Source organism: Microcoleus anatoxicus (assembly GCF_042465725.1).
Taxonomy (GTDB): Bacteria; Cyanobacteriota; Cyanobacteriia; order Cyanobacteriales; family Microcoleaceae; genus Microcoleus; species Microcoleus anatoxicus.
On sequence record NZ_CP120853.1, the window covers coordinates 5,208,651 to 5,226,730 of the forward strand.

General features: G+C 45.5%; 14 protein-coding genes. 9 read left to right on the forward strand and 5 right to left on the reverse strand.

Features of this window, described 5'->3' with window-relative positions; all coding sequences use genetic code 11:
- Positions 1–135: 135 nt before the first annotated feature.
- From P2A85_RS22585 to P2A85_RS22605, 5 genes are all read left to right on the forward strand, one after another.
- Positions 136–486 (forward strand): four helix bundle protein, encoded by a 351-nt coding sequence (locus tag P2A85_RS22585; RefSeq protein WP_377475624.1) that lies wholly within the window; start codon positions 136–138, stop codon positions 484–486.
- Between the two features lie 97 nt (positions 487–583).
- On the forward strand, positions 584–1,645 hold the full coding sequence (locus P2A85_RS22590; RefSeq protein WP_377475625.1) for a DnaJ C-terminal domain-containing protein: 1,062 nt from the start codon (positions 584–586) through the stop codon (positions 1,643–1,645).
- A 260-nt stretch (positions 1,646–1,905) separates the two neighbouring features.
- Positions 1,906–4,374: a dynamin family protein gene (locus P2A85_RS22595; protein WP_377475627.1), complete on the forward strand. Its 2,469-nt coding sequence runs from the start codon at positions 1,906–1,908 to the stop codon at positions 4,372–4,374.
- A gap of 607 nt (positions 4,375–4,981) precedes the next feature.
- On the forward strand, positions 4,982–5,437 hold the full coding sequence (locus tag P2A85_RS22600) for a KGK domain-containing protein (protein ID WP_377475628.1): 456 nt from the start codon (positions 4,982–4,984) through the stop codon (positions 5,435–5,437).
- A complete protein-coding gene (locus tag P2A85_RS22605) occupies positions 5,434–5,673 on the forward strand; it encodes an HNH endonuclease (protein ID WP_377475629.1) in 240 nt (79 codons plus the stop codon). The genes P2A85_RS22600 and P2A85_RS22605 overlap by 4 nt, the downstream gene beginning before the upstream one ends.
- A 46-nt stretch (positions 5,674–5,719) precedes the next feature.
- On the opposite strand, the gene P2A85_RS22610 is transcribed toward P2A85_RS22605, so the two are convergent.
- On the reverse strand, positions 5,720–6,925 hold the full coding sequence (locus tag P2A85_RS22610; protein WP_377475630.1) for an acetate kinase: 1,206 nt from the start codon (positions 6,923–6,925) through the stop codon (positions 5,720–5,722).
- Positions 6,926–7,227: 302 nt separating this feature from the next.
- Between P2A85_RS22610 and psaK the strand changes: the two genes are divergently transcribed.
- Positions 7,228–7,488 (forward strand): photosystem I reaction center subunit PsaK, encoded by a 261-nt coding sequence (gene psaK / locus P2A85_RS22615; RefSeq protein WP_340517795.1) that lies wholly within the window; start codon positions 7,228–7,230, stop codon positions 7,486–7,488.
- Between the two features lie 36 nt (positions 7,489–7,524).
- On the opposite strand, the gene P2A85_RS22620 is transcribed toward psaK, so the two are convergent.
- The 3 genes from P2A85_RS22620 to P2A85_RS22630 form a co-directional block, all read right to left on the reverse strand.
- Positions 7,525–8,163 (reverse strand): histidine phosphatase family protein, encoded by a 639-nt coding sequence (locus tag P2A85_RS22620; RefSeq protein WP_377475632.1) that lies wholly within the window; start codon positions 8,161–8,163, stop codon positions 7,525–7,527.
- Positions 8,164–8,285: 122 nt separating this feature from the next.
- Positions 8,286–8,975: a DUF3226 domain-containing protein gene (locus P2A85_RS22625; RefSeq protein WP_377475634.1), complete on the reverse strand. Its 690-nt coding sequence runs from the start codon at positions 8,973–8,975 to the stop codon at positions 8,286–8,288.
- Entirely contained in the window at positions 8,968–10,065 is a 1,098-nt protein-coding gene (locus tag P2A85_RS22630) for an ATP/GTP-binding protein (RefSeq protein ID WP_377475636.1), read from the reverse strand. The genes P2A85_RS22625 and P2A85_RS22630 overlap by 8 nt, the downstream gene beginning before the upstream one ends.
- 103 nt (positions 10,066–10,168) lie before the next feature.
- Here P2A85_RS22630 and P2A85_RS22635 point away from each other — a divergent pair, with 103 nt between their 5' ends.
- Together P2A85_RS22635 and P2A85_RS22640 are read left to right on the forward strand one after the other, a co-directional pair.
- Positions 10,169–10,393, forward strand: coding sequence for a DUF433 domain-containing protein (locus tag P2A85_RS22635; RefSeq protein ID WP_377475637.1), 225 nt, complete (start codon positions 10,169–10,171; stop codon positions 10,391–10,393).
- Entirely contained in the window at positions 10,390–10,710 is a 321-nt protein-coding gene (locus tag P2A85_RS22640) for a hypothetical protein (RefSeq protein WP_377475638.1), read from the forward strand. Before P2A85_RS22635 ends, P2A85_RS22640 begins: the two co-directional genes overlap by 4 nt.
- Positions 10,711–10,842: 132 nt before the next feature.
- Here the strand turns inward: P2A85_RS22640 and P2A85_RS22645 are convergent, their stop codons facing one another.
- Positions 10,843–13,320, reverse strand: a complete 2,478-nt coding sequence (locus P2A85_RS22645) for a phosphoketolase (RefSeq protein ID WP_377475639.1) — start codon at positions 13,318–13,320, stop codon at positions 10,843–10,845.
- Between the two features lie 779 nt (positions 13,321–14,099).
- Between P2A85_RS22645 and P2A85_RS22650 the strand changes: the two genes are divergently transcribed.
- Entirely contained in the window at positions 14,100–17,939 is a 3,840-nt protein-coding gene (locus P2A85_RS22650) for a phytase (RefSeq protein ID WP_377475640.1), read from the forward strand.
- Positions 17,940–18,080 lie beyond the last annotated feature (141 nt).

An 18,080-nucleotide genomic window follows, 5' to 3' on the forward strand; every position in this document is an offset into this window, starting at 1 on the left:
AACAATATGTGATGGCTTTTTTCTAACTTCTTCTAGACTTCTTTTTTCTCTCCTCTCTCCTCCCTCCTCCACTACACTAGACTTCTTTGAAATAGATAGAGATTACTATAGTAAGCAAGGAGAAAATCATGTTGTATGACCCATAGAGAACAATACATCTGGCAGCGGGGTATTTATCTTTGTCAACTTTGCTACGAATTAACGAAATCATTTCATTCATCTGAACTTTATGGTATTACCAGTCAAATCCGTCGTGCATCTGTATCAGTACCAGCTAACATTGCTGAGGGATATGGATGTGTTACCAGACAAGAGTATATTCGATATTTGCGAATAGCTCTCGGTTCGCTCAGAGAACTGGATACTCATCTAGTCATTTCTGAAAGAGTCGGGTTAGCAGCACCAGATAAAATTTCACCCGTTATTAAAGAAGTAGATGAACTAACACGATTAATTGTCAGTACAATTAACAAACTACAAGACTAAAACTCCTTCTTCCTTCTTCCTTCTTCCTTCTTCCCTCCCCCCTTGGGGGGGGCAGGGGGGGGTGACTTCTTCCTTCTTCCTTCTTCCTTCTCAAACTATGCAGAACTTTCGCAATTACTATCAAATTCTGGGAGTACCCAGAGATGCTTCCGCCGATGAAATCAAAAAAGCCTATCGACGGCTGGCGAGACAGTTACACCCTGACGTCAATCCAGGGGACAAATCTGCTGAAGATAGGTTTAAGGATATTAATGAAGCCTATGATATTCTTTCAGATATCGATAAGCGCGCTCAATACGACCAGTTTAGTAAATTTTGGAAGCAAAAAGGCTTTCAAAGCAAACAAGGCGTGCGAATTCCCAATTTTTCAACTTGGGGAAACAGTAAAGCTAGCAGCAGAAAAACTGCCGATAATGTCGATTTTAGCGACTACTCAGATTTTAATAAATTTTTCGACCAAGTGCTCGGAAGACGCCGGGAAGTGAGGATGGGCACAGCCAATGATGCACAGCGAGTTAGTTCCCCGGAACCGTGGAGTACGGCTTCTAAGAAAACGAGTTATGTGGCTAATTCTAGGGAGCCTAGAAGAGATATGGAGGAGCGGGAAATTAGAAGGGAAGTTAGAGAAACAGTAGAGCGAGAAATTAGAAGAGATATTGAGGCTACGCTGACTTTGAGTTTGGAAAAAGCCTATGCTGGAGGCCTAGAGCGAATTCCTTTGGAAGACGGGCGGACAATCGAAGTAAATCTGCCTGCTGCTATGGTATCTGGCCAGCGAATTCGATTGCGAAATCAAGGCATTGGCGGCGGCGATTTGTATTTGAAAATTACGATTTCTCCCCATCCATTTTTTCGCTTAGAAATGTCGGATATTTGCTGCGAATTGCCACTGACTCCTAGCGAAGCCGTGCTGGGTGGAGAGGTGGAAGTACCCACGCTAGATGGTAGGGTGAAAATGAAATTACCCCCTGGAGTTCCTTCGTCCAAGCGCTTGCGGCTGGCGGGAAAGGGCTATCCGACGGGAAATGGCGATCGGGGCGATCAATTGGTAGAAATCTTGGTATTAATTCCCAAGGAAATTAGCGATGAAGAACGAGAATTGTACCAGAAATTGCGAGAGGTTGAGTCTTTTAAACCACGCCAAGATTTATCTGTATAATAGAGTTAAATGGCACTCCTTACTAGGTAGAACCTAGTAAGGAAAATTAGGAGGATAAGCCTCCTGTTTTTCTGATAGCTTGCGATGGCGAGCAAGAGTGATATTAGTTCCCAGGAAGAGTCTGGAAGTTAAACTCGTTAATAGGCGATACTTTCAGCAACCCTGGATAATATAAGTGAAATTACTGTTGTGATGAACTCTGAACTAGCTGATAATTAACACTAAGATAATTATGAGATAATCAGGAGCCTTCTGCCACAATGACTCAAAATTCGCCTCAATGCAAAAATCTACAAGAACACGTAGAGTGTTTATTGCAACTGCTGCGTCAAGAATCCTCTTTGCGACAACAAGATATTACAGCAGTGCAAGCTTCTTTGAAAAAAGCAATTGCTCCTGAATTTGAAATTGTGTTTGCGGGTGCTTTCAGTGCCGGAAAATCCATGTTAATCAATGCTTTATTAGAGCGAGAATTGCTCTACAGCGCTGAAGGACACGCCACAGGTACTGAATGTTATATCGCCTTTGCTGAGCCAGACAAAGAGCGAGTTGTCCTCACATTTTTGAGCGAAGTGGAAATTCGAGAGCAAGCCTATGCTCTTTGTGAAAAATTAGGCTTAACTACTGAACTTAATATTAATCAAACAGATGTAGTGCCACTTTTGTCTCAGGGTTGTAGAATAATTATTGAAAAGGAAGGCGGCGAAAATAAATCGGAATTAGCCAAACAAGCTAAGGCGTTGATGCTGCTGTTAGAAGGTTTTGAAGCCAATCGCGATCGCATTCACACCCTCGAAAACGCCACCTACTCGATGGAACAGTTTAACTTTTCCAATCTCAAGGAAGCTGCTAGCTATGCTCGCCGCGGTAGCAACAGTGCGGTGCTCAAGCGCGTCGAATATTATTGTTATCATCCCCTGCTGCAAGATGGCAATATAATTATCGATACGCCGGGAATTGATGCGCCTGTACAACGGGATGCAGAATTGACTTATAATAAAATTGAAAGCCCGGATACTTCGGCAGTTGTTTGCGTTTTAAAAGCAGCTTCGTCAGGGGAAATGACGACGGAAGAAACCGAATTGATGGAAAAAACCAAGGGAAATCCGGGAATTCGCGATCGCCTTTTTTACATTTTCAACCGCATCGACGAAACTTGGTACAACACCCAACTGCGACAGCGCTTAGAAAATCTGATTAATTCCGACTTTCGCGATACTACCAGAGTTTACAAAACTAGCGGATTGTTGGGATTTTACGGGAGTTTGATTAAAAATACCACAAGTCGCGATCGCTTTGGCTTAAATACAATATTTGCCGAAAGAGGGCGGGTTTATGTAGATAGTAACTTAGATTCAGAGTCGATCGGTAAAACCCGCCCCTACAATACGGGTAATGGTAGCGAGAATAGCGAAGAAACTCCACAATTTATCAGCGAATTTAACCGCTACTGTGCCAATTCTGGCAAGTTATCTCCCAGCCAATTTCGGATTTCAGTTAACAGCTACGAAACACCTAATGAAAACTACGTGCGGATTCTTGCAGAACAAGGAAGACCATTAATCGAGCAATTAATTCAAGATAGCGGCATCGAAGATTTTCGCAGGGGAATTACCCGTTACCTCACGGAAGAAAAGCGCCCGCAACTGTTCAAAAATCTCGCCGACGATTTAGAAGATTTGTGCATTCAACTGCGGAAACACTACCAAACAATCCAGCGGAATTTGGACAGTCAGCCCCGCGAAATTGAGGCGATGAAAGCACAGGAACTTTTACGGTTAAATCAAGAATTGCAGCAAGTAGGGCAGGATTTTAGGGAACATATCGCCACAGAAATCAATGAAATGATTATGAATAAATGCGATATTTTTGATAACGATTTTCGGCAACTGCAATCTCGCATGATTCGGCGCTTAGATGAATTATTAGATAGTTTTTCCGTTGAGGCAGCTTACGGGCGTACTGTGCTCGCTCATCCCCGCAATGCGACAGCACCTTTAATTGCTGTTTTAGTTGAGGCGCTTTACTATTTAGCCAATCAGTTAGAAGATATTTTAGTAGAGTCTACTGCGTCATTGGTTGTCAATTTTTTCCAGTATTTGAAAGACAGCGTGCGCAAGTCTGAATATTATCGATTACTTTATCGATTGTTGGGGAATGACGGGGGAATTGAACAGCAGTTAGATGAGTTGTCACAGCGGGTTTCTGATGCTTTGGTAAATGCGGCGGGTGTTGAGTGCGATCGCTACGTGCGAGAAAGTCCCCGTTTTTACGATGAAGACACGTTTTCAATTTATCAATTCCGGCAAACATTGCAGCAAACATCTCAAGGTTATGACTGCGAAAACATGGTAGATGCCCAACCAGCAATTCGGCAATTGTTGCGCCTAGATTTCGAGCCAAAAGTATCGCAAACCATCCGCCAAACCTTCCGCCAAACCGTTAATAAAACCCTGAAAGATCATTTGTTACCGATGGCCGAAAAGCAAGCGGATGATATTTTGCAGAAGTACAGTCAAGCCCGCGATTATGTTGAGCAAACTCTGGCGCAGGAGGCGGAGGAGAAGATTGCGCGGAACCAGCGGCTGCAAGGGGAGAATGATGAAAAGATCGAAAAGTACGATCGGGCGGTTTCTGGGATTAATAGCTGTTTGCAGGCGATTAAATTGCACGAGCATTTGTTGCCAGTAATTGGGCAAAATGATGGTGTTTCTGGGGATGGTGAATGATTGCAATTTTGGCGATTGAAATTCCGGCGATTGGAAATTCCGGCGATTGGAAATCGCGTCTACACAGACAAAACCCGCCTGCGCGGGTTAAAAACATTATTAGTCCGCGGAGGCGGACATTGTTTGTGTAGACGCGAATTCTATTCGCCGGGATTATTTAGATTGCAAATTCCGGCGATTGGAAATCGCGTCTACACAGACAAAACCCGCCTTCGCGGGTTGAAACAAAACATTCTTAGTCCGCGCAGGCGGACATTGTTTGTGTAGACGCGAATTCTATTCGCCGGGATTATTTAGATTGCAAATTCCGGCGATTGGAAATCGCGTCTACACAGACAAAACCCGCCTTCGCGGGTTGAAACAAAACATTCTTAGTCCGCGCAGGCGGACATTGTTTGTGTAGACGCGAATTCTATTCGCCGGGATTATTTAGATTGCAAATTCCGGCGATTGGAAATCGCGTCTACACAGACAAAACCCGCCTGCGCGGGTTGAAACAAAACATTCTTAGTCCGCGCAGGCGGACATTGTTTGTGTAGACGCGAATTCTATTCGCCCGATTGTTCCCAGAAATGCGACAATACTCTATAATCATAGATAGAGTCTTTTGAAAAAATCAACAATCAATATGCAAAAACATATTTTTCTAGAAAATTACGGAAATGATGATGTTTGTTCCTTTGGTTCTACGATGCTCAAAGTAGGTAAGCTTAGGCAAGTAATGGAATCAGCAACTAATGATAACCTAGAATGTGCACTTACGGAGTTATTTAAAACTCGAGGATTACAAATAAATACCCTGAAATATAATCCGCAGCTTAGATGTAACCAGGAACAAAAATGGTTTGGTGACGGGATAGACTGTGAAGCCTTAAAAATAGGGGCTAAAGGCTGGCAAAAAGGTAAAGTTAAAATCAGAGTCATTGTAGAATTTTGCCCAGACGAACCAGAAGTTGAAGAAACACCAGAAAACAATCAATTAGAAATCAGCCCGCCAGAATCACCCCTCGATGATTTGCGCCGCCAACTACTAAACCATGAAAATCAACCCAACAACTCATGACTAAAACCCCCAGAATCCCCATTCCCCCAGAAGTCAGAAAATATGTATTCACCCGCAATAAATACCAGTGCCAAAGTTGCGGCCAAACCAAACAAGAAACCCAACTCTCGATCGATCATATCATCCCCCTAGCCCGCGGCGGCAGCAACGACATCAGCAACCTGCAAACCCTCTGCCGCACCTGCAACCAACAGAAAACCGACAAACTAGACCCCCGCTTCCGCCGTCACTATTAGCCGCCTATCGCACCTTTGTGGCATAATCTGGGCGAAGCTGAAATCATCAAAATTTCGAGCATTCCCGCGCAATTTCCCAATCTTCCTGGGTGTGAATTACCAAAACTTTCACCGCAGAATCCGCCGTCGCAATATCTGCATCAATGGGCGACTGTAGATTGCGATCCCCATCCAATTTTAAACCCATAAATCCAAAAGGTTCGCAAGCAGCAGCCCGCACAATAGGGGAATTTTCGCCCACACCCGCCGTAAAAATCAAAGCATCCAAACCTCCCAAACTCGCCAACATCGCCCCAATTCCGGCACGCAAACGGTGGATGTAAATATCCAATGCTAGTTGAGCTCTCTCATTACCTTGGGAAATCGCTTCCACAATCTGTCGCATATCAGCAGACACCCCAGAAATCCCTTTCAAACCAGAATTGCGATTGAGCATATTGTCAAGTTTTTCGGCAGTTAAATCCGATCGCTTTAACAGATGAATTATAATACCAGGATCGATGGAACCCGATCGACTTCCCATCATCAAACCTTCCAAGGGCGTAAATCCCATCGTCGTATCCACACTCACGCCACCGCCAATAGCAGCCAGAGAACATCCGTTGCCCAAATGACAGCTAATCAGCCGCAAATCTGCCAAATCACGCCCCAGAATTTCGGCAGCCCGACGCGCGCAATATTGATGGCTAATCCCGTGAAAACCGTAGCGGCGAATGCCATTTTCCAGCCATTCGTAGGGGCCTGGATACACAAAGGTGGCGGGTGCTAATCCTGCGTGAAAAGCTGTATCAAAAACTGCTATTTGCCGCACATTTGGGAGGATTTTTTCCATCGCTTCAATGCCTTCAAGATTGACGGGATTGTGTACGGGGGCGAAAACTGCTAAACGGGCGATCGCCTCTTTAACATCCGGTGAAATTAAGGTACTTTGCTGATACTCTTGCCCGCCGTGTACGACGCGGTGTCCGACAATATCAATCTCGTTTAGATTGTTAATGGTTTGAGTTTTTCCCTTCCACAGAGTCTCCAGCATTCGATAAATAGCAGCTTGGCGAGATTCTGAGGCTAACTCCTCTTCTAGCTGACTACCTGCTGCTGTTTGGACTTTCAATTCTGATACATTCTGCTGGTGAGTCCAATCTATTTTTGCTTCCCACAGAGGTTGCAAAGGGCGATCGGATTGCACATCTTTTAACTCATAAAGACAGCTTTTTTGACTGCTAGAACCTGCGTTTAAAACTAATATTTTCATACTTTATTTTGTCCGGTTTAACTGGTTCCCAGGCAGAGCCTAGGAACCTATGCCTAGAGGCTCTGCCTCGCTTCATCAATGCTCAGTAGCCTCGCTGGTGGAGGAAATGGGAGGCAGAGCCTCCAGATATGTGTTACCAGGCAGAGCCTGGGAACAAGTATAACGAGTAGATAACCATACAAAATTTATGAAGAAAAATGTCGAAATGTTAACTGTTAATGCAATCAGTAGCTAACAGTTGCGGTAGTTTGATATATCTTCTGATTAGATTTTCATTTACTAAAATTTAAGGAGTCAAATCGATGTTTACACCAATTTTACTTGCTGTTGCCCCCAGAACCGTAGAATGGAGTCCTACTATTGCTTTGATCATGATTGCTTGTAATATTCTAGCGATCGCGATCGGCAAATCAACGATCCAACATCCGAGCACAGGCCCAGCAATGCCCTCATCGAGTATGTTTGGTGGTTTGAGTTTGGGTGCTGTTTTGGGAACTACTGCATTTGGTCATATTTTGGGAGCGGGTACTATTTTAGGATTGTCTTACATAGGCGCTATTTAGAATCTAGGATGATTGTGGCGCAGCTTACCGACAATTTCAAGTACCGGGTAAGTTGCGCAGAGTTTCATCCATGTACGAGCGATCGCCCAAAACCTCCAGCATCGGCCCGCGCACATCAAACTTGACAATACTAACAGAAGCTGCTAGAGCAGCAATGCGATTGCGGTAACTTCCTAAATCAATCCCCAACAAACTGCACAGAATAATCCGAATAGTCGCCTTGTGCGAAACTACCAAAACATTACCATCTTTGTATTTTTCCTGAATTTCTGCGATAATTAAGGACGATCTGCTAGCAATTTGCACAGAAGTTTCGCCATCATTCGGCGCATTCCAAGCCGGTTCCGTCAACCAATTAATGTACTCTTGGGCATATTTTTCCCGGACAAATTCAACTGTTTGACCCTCCCACTTGCCGTACTTAATTTCCCTCAAGCCGTCGCGAAGCTGCATTTCAATTCCCAGAGTATCACACAAAGGTTTTGCAGTTGCGATCGTGCGTTTCATGGGACTGACATAAACAGCATTCCAAGGCAATTTCGCATAAGTTGCAGAAAATTGTTCTGCCATTTGAGAACCTTCGGCTGTTAAATCTGGGTCGAGGTCGCCGCAGAAACCGCCTGTTTTGCTGTAAACTGTTTCACCGTGGCGCAGAAAGTAGATTTTTAGGCTCATAAATTACTTAATTGTGATATCAAATCCGGTTCATTCTTCAGTCCGCGAAGGCGGACTTCGCTTGTGTAGTAGCGGTTTCAACCGCCGATTATTTCAACCACCGACTCTTTTATTTTATCATCTTAGCAAAAGAGTCTAAAAAACTCTTTCAAATCATCAAGAGCAGGATTATCCCAATCCCAAATATCTTTTTTGTGTTCCATAACATAATCAAATTTAGACATACTGCATTTACTTCCAGCTTGTTTCTGTTCTTGCTTTGAGCAAGTATCAAATCTAATATAGTTGCTAATCCAGAATTTATCAAACTCTTTCTGATTGATTTTCTTTCCCTGACTTTCTATGCAAGTTTTCCAGCTATCCAAACAATCAGCATAGGTCGAATCTTTATCCTTGATTGCCTTTAAAAGCGTTTCCAGTTCGCCTTTACCTCCAACATTTGTAAAATAGCAAGCCAATTTTGCATTTGTTCCATGATCTGTTGTACAAATATCGATAAATTGCTTAGTGCTTGACAAGCTTTCAGCTTCAAACACTTGTTTTATACATTTATCTACGAATTGCAGCCGTTCTTGCTCTGAACAATTATCAATGTCGATAATAATTCCAATCTTTTCGATATCTTTTCGGTCAATCTTTCTTATTAAATTTTTTAAAGCTTTGATTAACTCTGTTTCGCTCAAGCCTTCCAAACTTTGATAATCATCTATATAAATAGGTTTTTCTACCTGGATATCGCAGTTTAGTTTCTCAACCATTGCCTGCATGAAAATCCTATCATTTTTACTTTCTACTATGACAATATTACTCACCTCTCACTCCTTCTTGATGCTCTAGTGCGTAATTCAAAGTTTCCAAATCGAGCCGACTTCCGATTATTTGATTTGTTTTGAGTTTCTTTGCTAGTTCAAAATATGCGCTGCTGCATTCCTGATTTTGTTCTAAACCCACCTTAGCAAATGCTTGAAGCATCTCTAAACTGTGCGTTGTAGCAAAAATCTGCGTATCCAGTTCAACCGCTAACCGAAATAACACTCTCCAAAACTCCGGCTGACTTTTATAGTGTATGCCATTCTCTATTTCATCAATTAGCAGTATTTTATCTTCGCTGTTTATCAGTTTAAGAATAATTTCTGCAACTCGGTTCATAGCATCTCCAAACAATGAGAGAGGTAAACGTTTTTCTCCTTTTCTTCTCAAGTATAGTGTTGGTTCGCCAATATAAAAACTCTCTACTGATTCGATCGCCGGATCGATAACTTGAAAAGCTTTCAAAACTTCGCTATCTTTTTCATTCAAACGAGCGCGATCGTAGGCTTCTGTGAGTTCTATTCCTGAAATTCTGGTAAAAGAGGGAATAATCGGTAGTTCACCAGGAGTAGGAATGGCATCAGTAATTATGGTATTACTACCATTTATTAAACCTTTGGAACTAGCAATTAAAGAGTCGTTAGAACCAGTATTACTTACCGAGAGTGAAAATTTATTTGATTTGTTTGTGCGCGATCTACTTAAATGAATACTTGTCGGATCAATAGTTTTCGGATCAATATCTTTCCGATAAATAGTTGTCGGATCTATACATGGTTGGATGGTAAATTGATCGGTATCATTGTTGTCATCTGTTCCAATAATTAGTATAGATTTTTCTTTTCCCCGTACATGAAATAAGTTGTCCCAGGCTTTGTCAGGCATAGCTTTCATTACTAATGATGATTCCTTTCTAAGCTCTCTTAGAAATAGTATGCTGCTAGGTTTTGGAGCAACATAGAGAAAAATTGCTTCTAGCAAGGCTGTCTTGCCAGCATTGTTTTTACCGCCGATTAAATTGACTCTTTCAAACCCAGAAATTTGGATTTGCTCAAAACACCTAAAATTTTGAATTTCTATTTCTTTAAGCATTACCGCCCCTTTTGAATGTACAAATCTTAAATCACGGTTGATTTATGCTAAGATTAATTATATCTTAGTTGTTTTACTTCATCCGCAACAAGCGACGAATGTCATGCAGACTACAGACCTATTTGAAGTCATTGAACGTCATCCAACCAAAGTGAGTGGTGCATGGGTATTTCGGGGAACGCGCGTACCTGTTGCCGCCTTTTTCGAGAATCTTAAAGATGGAGCCTCTATTGACCAGTTTCTCGAATGGTTTCCGGGAGTAACTCGCGCCCAAGTTGAGGTATTACTCGATCGCGCGTTAGCCTCAATAACACAGATGGTGGCATGAAGATATTGTTCGATCAAGGTACGCCAGTACCGCTGCGCCGCTCGTTGCTGCATCATAAAGTAGATACTGCTTATGAACGTGGATGGTCAACATTAGCAAATGGCGATCTGCTCGACACAGCCGAACGCGATGGGTATAATCTGCTGGTAACGACCGATCGCAACTTGCGTTATCAACAAAACCTGACAAGCCGACAAATTGCTATTGTGGTTTTGCTGTCCACTTCTTGGCCGCGCATTCAAAAGCATCAAGACGATATTCGGAATGCGATCGACACTATTGTTCCGGGCGCATACCTCGAAATTGAGATTGCTTGATGAAGCTTTATTTATCGCCTTTTTGTAGGGGTAGTGCCCCCGTGCCTACCCCCCACCGACGATCGAATGCGCGTTTCAGCATTGGGGCAACCACGGGGGGATTGCCCCTACAGAGAACGAAACTGCCCTGCCCTACCCAGGCGCACCCGATCGCACACCTTGATCTCCTGTCGCCGTCGGATCTTTAGTTTCCTTGGGCGTTTCAGACGAAACGACACCCCCGTGAGGCCACTTCCAATCGCGGATTTCCGGCAGATCGTCGCCATGTTCGGTGATATACAACCTGTGCTCGATCAGCTTATCCCGCAGCGCCTGTTTCCCGTAAGCCGCAGCATAACTTAGTTTCGGAACGCGATCGATCGCATCACCAACTAAATGGAAGCGATCGAGATCGTTCATCACCACCATATCAAAGGGCGTCGTAGTTGTTCCCTCCTCCTTATAACCACGAACATGAATATTCGAGTGATTTGTCCGGCGATAAGTCAATCGGTGAATCAGCCAAGGATAGCCGTGAAAAGCAAAAATCACCGGCTTATCTGTCGTGAACAAAGCATCAAAATCCTTGTCAGACAAACCGTGAGGATGTTCACTCGAAGGCTGAAGCGTCATCAAATCCACCACATTCACCACCCGCACTTTTAACTCAGGATAATCTCGACGCAGAATGTCAACAGCCGCCAAAGTTTCCAGCGTCGGAACATCACCCGCACAAGCCATTACCACATCCGGTTCGCCGCCTTTGTCATTGCTAGCCCACTCCCAAATCCCGATACCAGCCGTGCAGTGTTTAATCGCAGCATCCATATCCAAATATTGCAAAGCCGGCTGCTTCCCAGCAATAATCACGTTCACGTAGTGCCGGCTGCGGAGACAGTGGTCAGTTACTGACAGCAAAGTGTTCGCATCGGGCGGTAAATAGATCCGCACCACCTCAGATTTCTTGTTGATTACGTGGTCGATAAAGCCCGGATCTTGGTGAGAAAACCCGTTGTGATCTTGCCGCCAAACGTGAGAAGTTAAGAGGTAGTTGAGAGATGCGATCGGTCTCCGCCAAGGAATCTCGCGAGTAGTTTTCAACCATTTAGCGTGTTGGTTGAACATCGAGTCAATGATGTGGATAAACGCCTCGTAGCAGGAGAAAAATCCGTGCCTTCCTGTTAGCAAATAGCCTTCCAGCCAACCCTGACACAGATGTTCGCTGAGGATTTCCATGACGCGGCCGTCGGGAGAAAGGTGCTCGTCATCCTCCGGCAAAATACTACCCATCCACTCCCGCCCAGTCACCTCAAACACCGGATCGAGGCGGTTTGAAGCAGTTTCGTCGGGCCCGACAATGCGGAAATTCTGGTTATCCTGATTGAGTTTCATCACATCACGCAGAAAGCGACCAGTCACGCGGGTTGCTTCTGCCATCACAGTGCCTGGTTTTTGCACGTCTACGGCGTAGTCTGCAAATTTTGGCATTTTCAAGTCTCGCAGCAGCAGACCGCCGTTAGCGTGCGGATTTGCCCCCATCCGTCGATCGCCCTTTGGTGCTAATTCCGCCAATTCGGGAATTAACTTACCGTGTTCGTCAAAGAGTTCTTCCGGCTTGTAGCTTTTCATCCAATCTTCCAGGAGTTGGACGTGACCGGGCTTAGAAGCCATTTCAGCTAATGGAACTTGGTGCGATCGCCACGAACCCTCGGTTTGCTTCCCATCAACCTGCTTCGGCCCGGTCCAACCCTTGGGAGTTTTAAGTACAATCATCGGCCACTGAGGGCGATCGGAATAGCCATTAGTCCGCGCTTCCTGCTGAATCGCCTTAATTTCGCCAATGACCGTATCCATCGTTGCAGCCATCAACTGGTGCATCGTTTCCGGGTCTGAACCCTCGACCCAATAAGGTTTGTAGCCGTAACCGACCATCAAACTCTCCAATTCCTCGCGCGGAATGCGGGCCAACACGGTAGGATTGGCAATTTTGTAGCCATTCAGGTGCAAAATCGGCAACACGGCCCCATCCCGAACCGGGTTGAGAAACTTGTTAGAATGCCAGCTAGCAGCCAGCGGGCCACTTTCTGCTTCCCCATCCCCGACAACCGCAGCCACGATTAAATCGGGATTATCGAAGGCCGCCCCGTAAGCGTGGACCAGGGCGTAGCCAAGTTCCCCGCCTTCATGAATCGAACCCGGAGTTTCCGGCGCGACGTGGCTGGGGATACCGCCGGGAAACGAAAACTGTTTGAACAGTCGTTGAATTCCCTCGGAATCTTGGGAAATGTTCGAGTAATATTCGGTGTAAGTTCCTTCGAGATAGGTGTTAGCCACCAAGCCCGGCCCGCCATGTCCTGGGCCTGCGATGTAGATAGCGTTTAAGTCTTGGGCTTTGATGAGTCGGTTGAGGTGAACGTAGATGAAGTTGAGGCCTGGAGTGGTGCCCCAATGTCCGAGGAGTCTGGGTTTGACGTGTTCGAGTTTGAGGGGTTCTTTGAGTAGCGGGTTGTCTAGAAGGTAGATTTGTCCGACGGAAAGGTAGTTTGCGGCCCGCCAGTAAGCGTTGATTTTGCCTAGTTCTGAGTCGGAAAGCGGTTTTAATTGCGGGATTTCGGTCGTTTCTAGCATCATCGGCTATTGACTCCTGAGTTGTGGTTGTTTGGTTAAAGTTTGTTGCGAAGTTTGTCGCGAAGTTTGTCGCGAAGTGCGATCGGGATTAATTTGTTATTTGTGACGTTTGGTATTTAAACTCCCTGTCTTTCACATAAACAATTGAATTGTAGCTTGTTTTTGTCTAAATAAAAGTTTAAATTAAGGTTAAATTATGCCTGAATCTCGCGCAATTTAGAGGCTATAAAAGCAATAACTGGTTATAAAACAGCGAGACGAGAATTAGGCATTGAGCCAAGCGAATAGGAAAATATTTTTTACGGGGAGTTTCTCCCCTGGTTGCAGAAACGGTTTAATGTACAGCCGGTGAATTATTGGGCAAAAATTATCATGCTTTACTCAGTGGATGAAAGGGAGGGATTTGAATATTTTTTTAAGTTGCTGGATGAGTTTTGTCAGCGGGATACAAGTTGAAAGGTTGATGGGGTTGAGGCTGAGGGGAGACAATTATTAGTCAGAGATAGATACGATTCAAGAATTTAATTTATATTTAAACTCTCGATTAAACATTTAACGAATTCCGGTCAAGTGAAGTTAAAACCTGCTGTGATGTGAGCTTTTCTATAACTATAACTTAACCTAAATATGTACTTATTTTTAATGAAAGTATGGGAAGCTTCTTGTGGATATTGATTATTGATATGCCCGCTTTTTGGATGCGACGGGCGTCAAATCCTGGCAGCTACGCAGATTCAGAGCCAAATTTCCAGGTAATTTCTTAAGAACTAATCGGCAAACCTATGACTAATATTAACGGCAATACCGCCGCCCCTACTTACGTCAACAATATCAGTGACAGCAATCTGAGTGCAGGTTACAAACTGACCCCTCTCTTGACAGTAGGCGACGAAATTCCCCAATTGACTGGAAATTTTGGCAGCTACACCGCCAACACAACCAATCGCTATGCTTTCACAGGCATTCCCGATGGTTTAGGTATTCAACAACGTCCCAACGGTAACTTCTATGTCTGGGTCAACCACGAATTAGGTAATACAACAAGCACAGACATTTCTAGCACAGCAACAGGTTCCAAAATCAAAGGTGCCAGAGTCTCCTTATTTGAGTTTGACTCAAATTGGAAGGCGATCGGCGGTCGGAATTTAATTGAACGAGTTCAAGACGGTGCAAAAACATTTGCCCTGGATTTAACAAGCGGAAACTACAGCTTCCAAAGTAGCACGGGCCCGGAAACTTTGAATTTTGGCCGCTTCTGTTCGGGATACTTGGCTGATTCTGGGTTTGTTGACAGCAGTGGCAACTCTACACCGATTTGGTTTGCGCCAGAAGAAACTGATTCGGCTAGCCGTGGTTTTGCAGTCAAGCCGGATGGAACTGCGATCGCCCTTAATGGCTTGGGACGCTATTCTAAAGAAAATGTCGTTTCTGCTTCCCAGTACCGCGCCGGTAACGCAAGCAAAAAAACAGTTCTGATCTCTACTGAAGACACCGGCGACGGCGAACTTTATATGTTCGTTGGAGATCAAACCGCTGCTGACCCCAACGGGTTTAACAACGGGAAATTGTATGTCCTGCGTGTGGGAACCATTGACAACGAAGGACAAGTTTCCAAAACTGGCGCGATGACTGGAACTTGGACTGAGGTAGACTCTAGCGTGGTTTCTGATGGTACAGCCTTGAGTAATTGGGTGAATGCCTCTGGACGTTCAACTAACTTCCGCCGATTGGAAGACATTGCTGAAGACCCCAAAAACCCCGGTACATTCTACTTTGTTACTACTGGGACGAATAATTTGCCCGGAGTAAGCACTACAACGACTACCGCTAGTCAGGCTGAAAATCCTTACGGCAAACTCTATCGCTTCAGCTTAAATGCTACTAATCCGACGGGTCAAATTAGCAATTTTGAATTGTTGCTGGAAGGAGGGCCTGGTAAGGGTGTCAGCTACGACAACCTGACTGTAGACGCCCAAGGCAATGTCTTGCTTCAGGAAGACGAGACGGCATTTGGCGGTGAGGTGATGAAGGCAGAAAAACGCGACGGCCGGATCTGGTCGTACAATATTGCTGCCAATAATGGTCGGGCTTTAGGTGCTCGAACGGTGTCACCGCTGTTTGAGATTAACGAAAATGCTGGAGGCGCTAACTTTAATAACTTCACCACGCCCGGTGAATGGGAATCTTCTGGGATTGTTGCTTTTGGGTCGAATTCCAGCCAAAGTTCTTATCTGTTTGACGTTCAGGCCCACACGATCAAAAATTCGGGAACTAGCACTACAATTTTGCGGGGGAACCACGCAGAAGGCGGTCAGTTAATTTTAGCTACTCCGGTAGGGGTGGCAAAACCAACGGTGGAAACAACGCCTTCACTGCTGGACGATCCGAATGTGTCGGCACAACTGCGGGCAGATGCGGACGATCCGGCGATTTACGTTCACCCTACAGATGCTGCTAAGAGTTTAGTGGTGGCGACGGCGAAAAATGCTGGGTTGCGGGTGTACGATTTGCAGGGAAATCTGTTGCAGTCGATTAATCCTGGGGTTTCAGCTACCGATCGCATTCGCTATAACAATGTCGATCTGGTGTATGGTTTCAAGCTGGGCGATCGCACGGTGGATTTGGCGATCGCTAGCGATCGGCGCAATGACAAATTAGCTATTTTCCAGATCGATCCCAATGCGGCTACTCCAGCTCAGACTCTCAAAGATATCACCGATCCTAGCATTGGTACTCTTTTCCGCACGCCGACGTTTAGCGCCGCAGCTTCTGCTGACGAAAGTAATGCCTACGGTTTAACTTCGTACCGTTCTCTGACGACTGGCAAATCTTACGTTTTTGTCAACCGCCGCAATACTGGGGATGTCGCACAGTTTGAACTGTCTGCAACTGCTTCCGGTCAAGTAGGTGCTAAGCTAGTACGGAATTTTACGGTAGCTAATCCACCGGCAGTACCGGCTGGACGATCGCCTCAACTCGAAGGTATGGTTGCCGACCAACAATTAGGATTCTTGTATGTTGGACAGGAAGATGTTGGCATCTGGAAATACTCGGCCGAACCGACTGGCAATTCTACCGGCACATTAATCGATCGCACGCGGGCGCAAGGCGGTACTGTACTGGTAGATGATGTGGAAGGACTGACCATCTATTACGGAGAGAACGGTAAGGGTTATCTTCTCGCCTCCAGCCAGGGAAGCAACACGTTTGCAGTGTACGATCGCGGTGGCAGTAATGGATTTATTGGTGAATTTGCGATCGGTACTAATGGTGCGATCGACAGCAACCAGCAATCTGACGGCGCTGATGTCGTTAATGTGCCTTTAGGCCCTAACTTCCCCTCCGGTTTGTTGGTGACTCAAGATGGATTCAACGATCCGCAGGTTTTTGATAGTCAAAACGAGAATTTCAGCACGAATTTCAAGTTGACGCCGTGGCAAAACGTAGCGACGAGTTTCCCTAAAGCGCTACTCATAGATCCAACAGGCTTCAATCCTCGGAATGTTACGGCGTTGTCAACACCAACACCCGCACCAACGCCAATACCAACACCCGCACCAACGCCAATACCAACACCTGCACCAACACCTACACCAACACCAACACCAACACCGACGACTGTACCCACACCTACACCAACACCAACACCAACACCGACGACTGTACCAACACCTACACCAACGCCTACACCAACACCGACGACTGTACCAACACCTACACCAACGCCTACACCAACACCGACGACTGTACCAACAACACCAACACCTGCACCCACACCAACACCGACGACTGTACCAACACCAACACCCACTCCCGATATAGATACTTGCCTCTGCGATAGCTTGGATTTGAGTAACATCACCTTGTTAGTGACTGATGTTACTCGCACCGGGACTGCTGGTAACGACTCGATCGCAGGCAGCGCAAGCAAAGATGCGATCAGCGGTTTGGCGGGCAATGACAGGCTTGTTGGCTTGGGTGGCAGCGATCGCATAACTGGTGGTCCGGGGGACGACACAGCATACGGTGGCAAAGATAACGATGTCATTCTGGGCGACGCTGACAACGATTGGCTAAGTGGCGACTCAGGTAACGACACGATTTTGGGCGGCAGCGGCAGCGATTCTATCTTTGGTGGCAAAGACAACGATCTACTATTAGGTGAAGGCGATCGCGATACTCTCTTTGGCGGTCAAGGTAAGGACACTCTCTGTGGCGGTGATGGCAACGACTGGTTATCCGGCGACAGCGACAACGATGTTCTTGACGGATGCGCTGGCAACGATACGCTGTACGGGGGCAAGGGCAATGACATCCTCACCGGTGGCGCTGGCAATGATTTGCTGTACGGCGGTGCTGGCGATGATACGCTAACGGGTGGCAGTGGTAATGACACTTTTGTGTTAGTAGGAAATCAGTCAAGCGATATAATTCTTGACTTCAGAAAAGGTCAAGATGTAATTGGATTGTCTGGCGGTTTGGGCTTTAACCAATTAAGTATTACTGCTAGTGGCAGCGATACATTAATCCGCCTTGCAAATAGCGATCAACTGTTAGCAACTCTCAAAGGCGTGATTCCAAGTGCGATCGCCTCGACTGATTTCACCCCAATCCTGATCTAATATCGTTTTGCCGATCGCGCTTTTTGAGTAAAAAGAGCGATCGGTTAATATAATATCTGGCAACCTTGTCTGTCATCAATCAAATCACAGACCTCTCGCAAAAATAGCTAAGACGGGCAAAATGCCCATCCCACACAAATC

What these genes read in the sequence shown, in the direction of transcription:
- P2A85_RS22605 (WP_377475629.1), top strand. Translation starts at nt 5,434, where the DNA reads ATGACTAAAACCCCCAGAATCCCCATTCCCCCAGAAGTCAGAAAATAT.
- P2A85_RS22640 (WP_377475638.1), top strand. Translation starts at nt 10,390, where the DNA reads ATGAAGATATTGTTCGATCAAGGTACGCCAGTACCGCTGCGCCGCTCG.
- P2A85_RS22590 (WP_377475625.1), top strand. Translation starts at nt 584, where the DNA reads ATGCAGAACTTTCGCAATTACTATCAAATTCTGGGAGTACCCAGAGAT.
- P2A85_RS22630 (WP_377475636.1), bottom strand. Translation starts at nt 10,065, where the DNA reads ATGCTTAAAGAAATAGAAATTCAAAATTTTAGGTGTTTTGAGCAAATC.
- P2A85_RS22585 (WP_377475624.1), top strand. Translation starts at nt 136, where the DNA reads ATGACCCATAGAGAACAATACATCTGGCAGCGGGGTATTTATCTTTGT.
- P2A85_RS22620 (WP_377475632.1), bottom strand. Translation starts at nt 8,163, where the DNA reads ATGAGCCTAAAAATCTACTTTCTGCGCCACGGTGAAACAGTTTACAGC.
- P2A85_RS22610 (WP_377475630.1), bottom strand. Translation starts at nt 6,925, where the DNA reads ATGAAAATATTAGTTTTAAACGCAGGTTCTAGCAGTCAAAAAAGCTGT.
- P2A85_RS22635 (WP_377475637.1), top strand. Translation starts at nt 10,169, where the DNA reads ATGCAGACTACAGACCTATTTGAAGTCATTGAACGTCATCCAACCAAA.
- P2A85_RS22595 (WP_377475627.1), top strand. Translation starts at nt 1,906, where the DNA reads ATGACTCAAAATTCGCCTCAATGCAAAAATCTACAAGAACACGTAGAG.
- P2A85_RS22650 (WP_377475640.1), top strand. Translation starts at nt 14,100, where the DNA reads ATGACTAATATTAACGGCAATACCGCCGCCCCTACTTACGTCAACAAT.
- P2A85_RS22645 (WP_377475639.1), bottom strand. Translation starts at nt 13,320, where the DNA reads ATGATGCTAGAAACGACCGAAATCCCGCAATTAAAACCGCTTTCCGAC.
- psaK (WP_340517795.1), top strand. Translation starts at nt 7,228, where the DNA reads ATGTTTACACCAATTTTACTTGCTGTTGCCCCCAGAACCGTAGAATGG.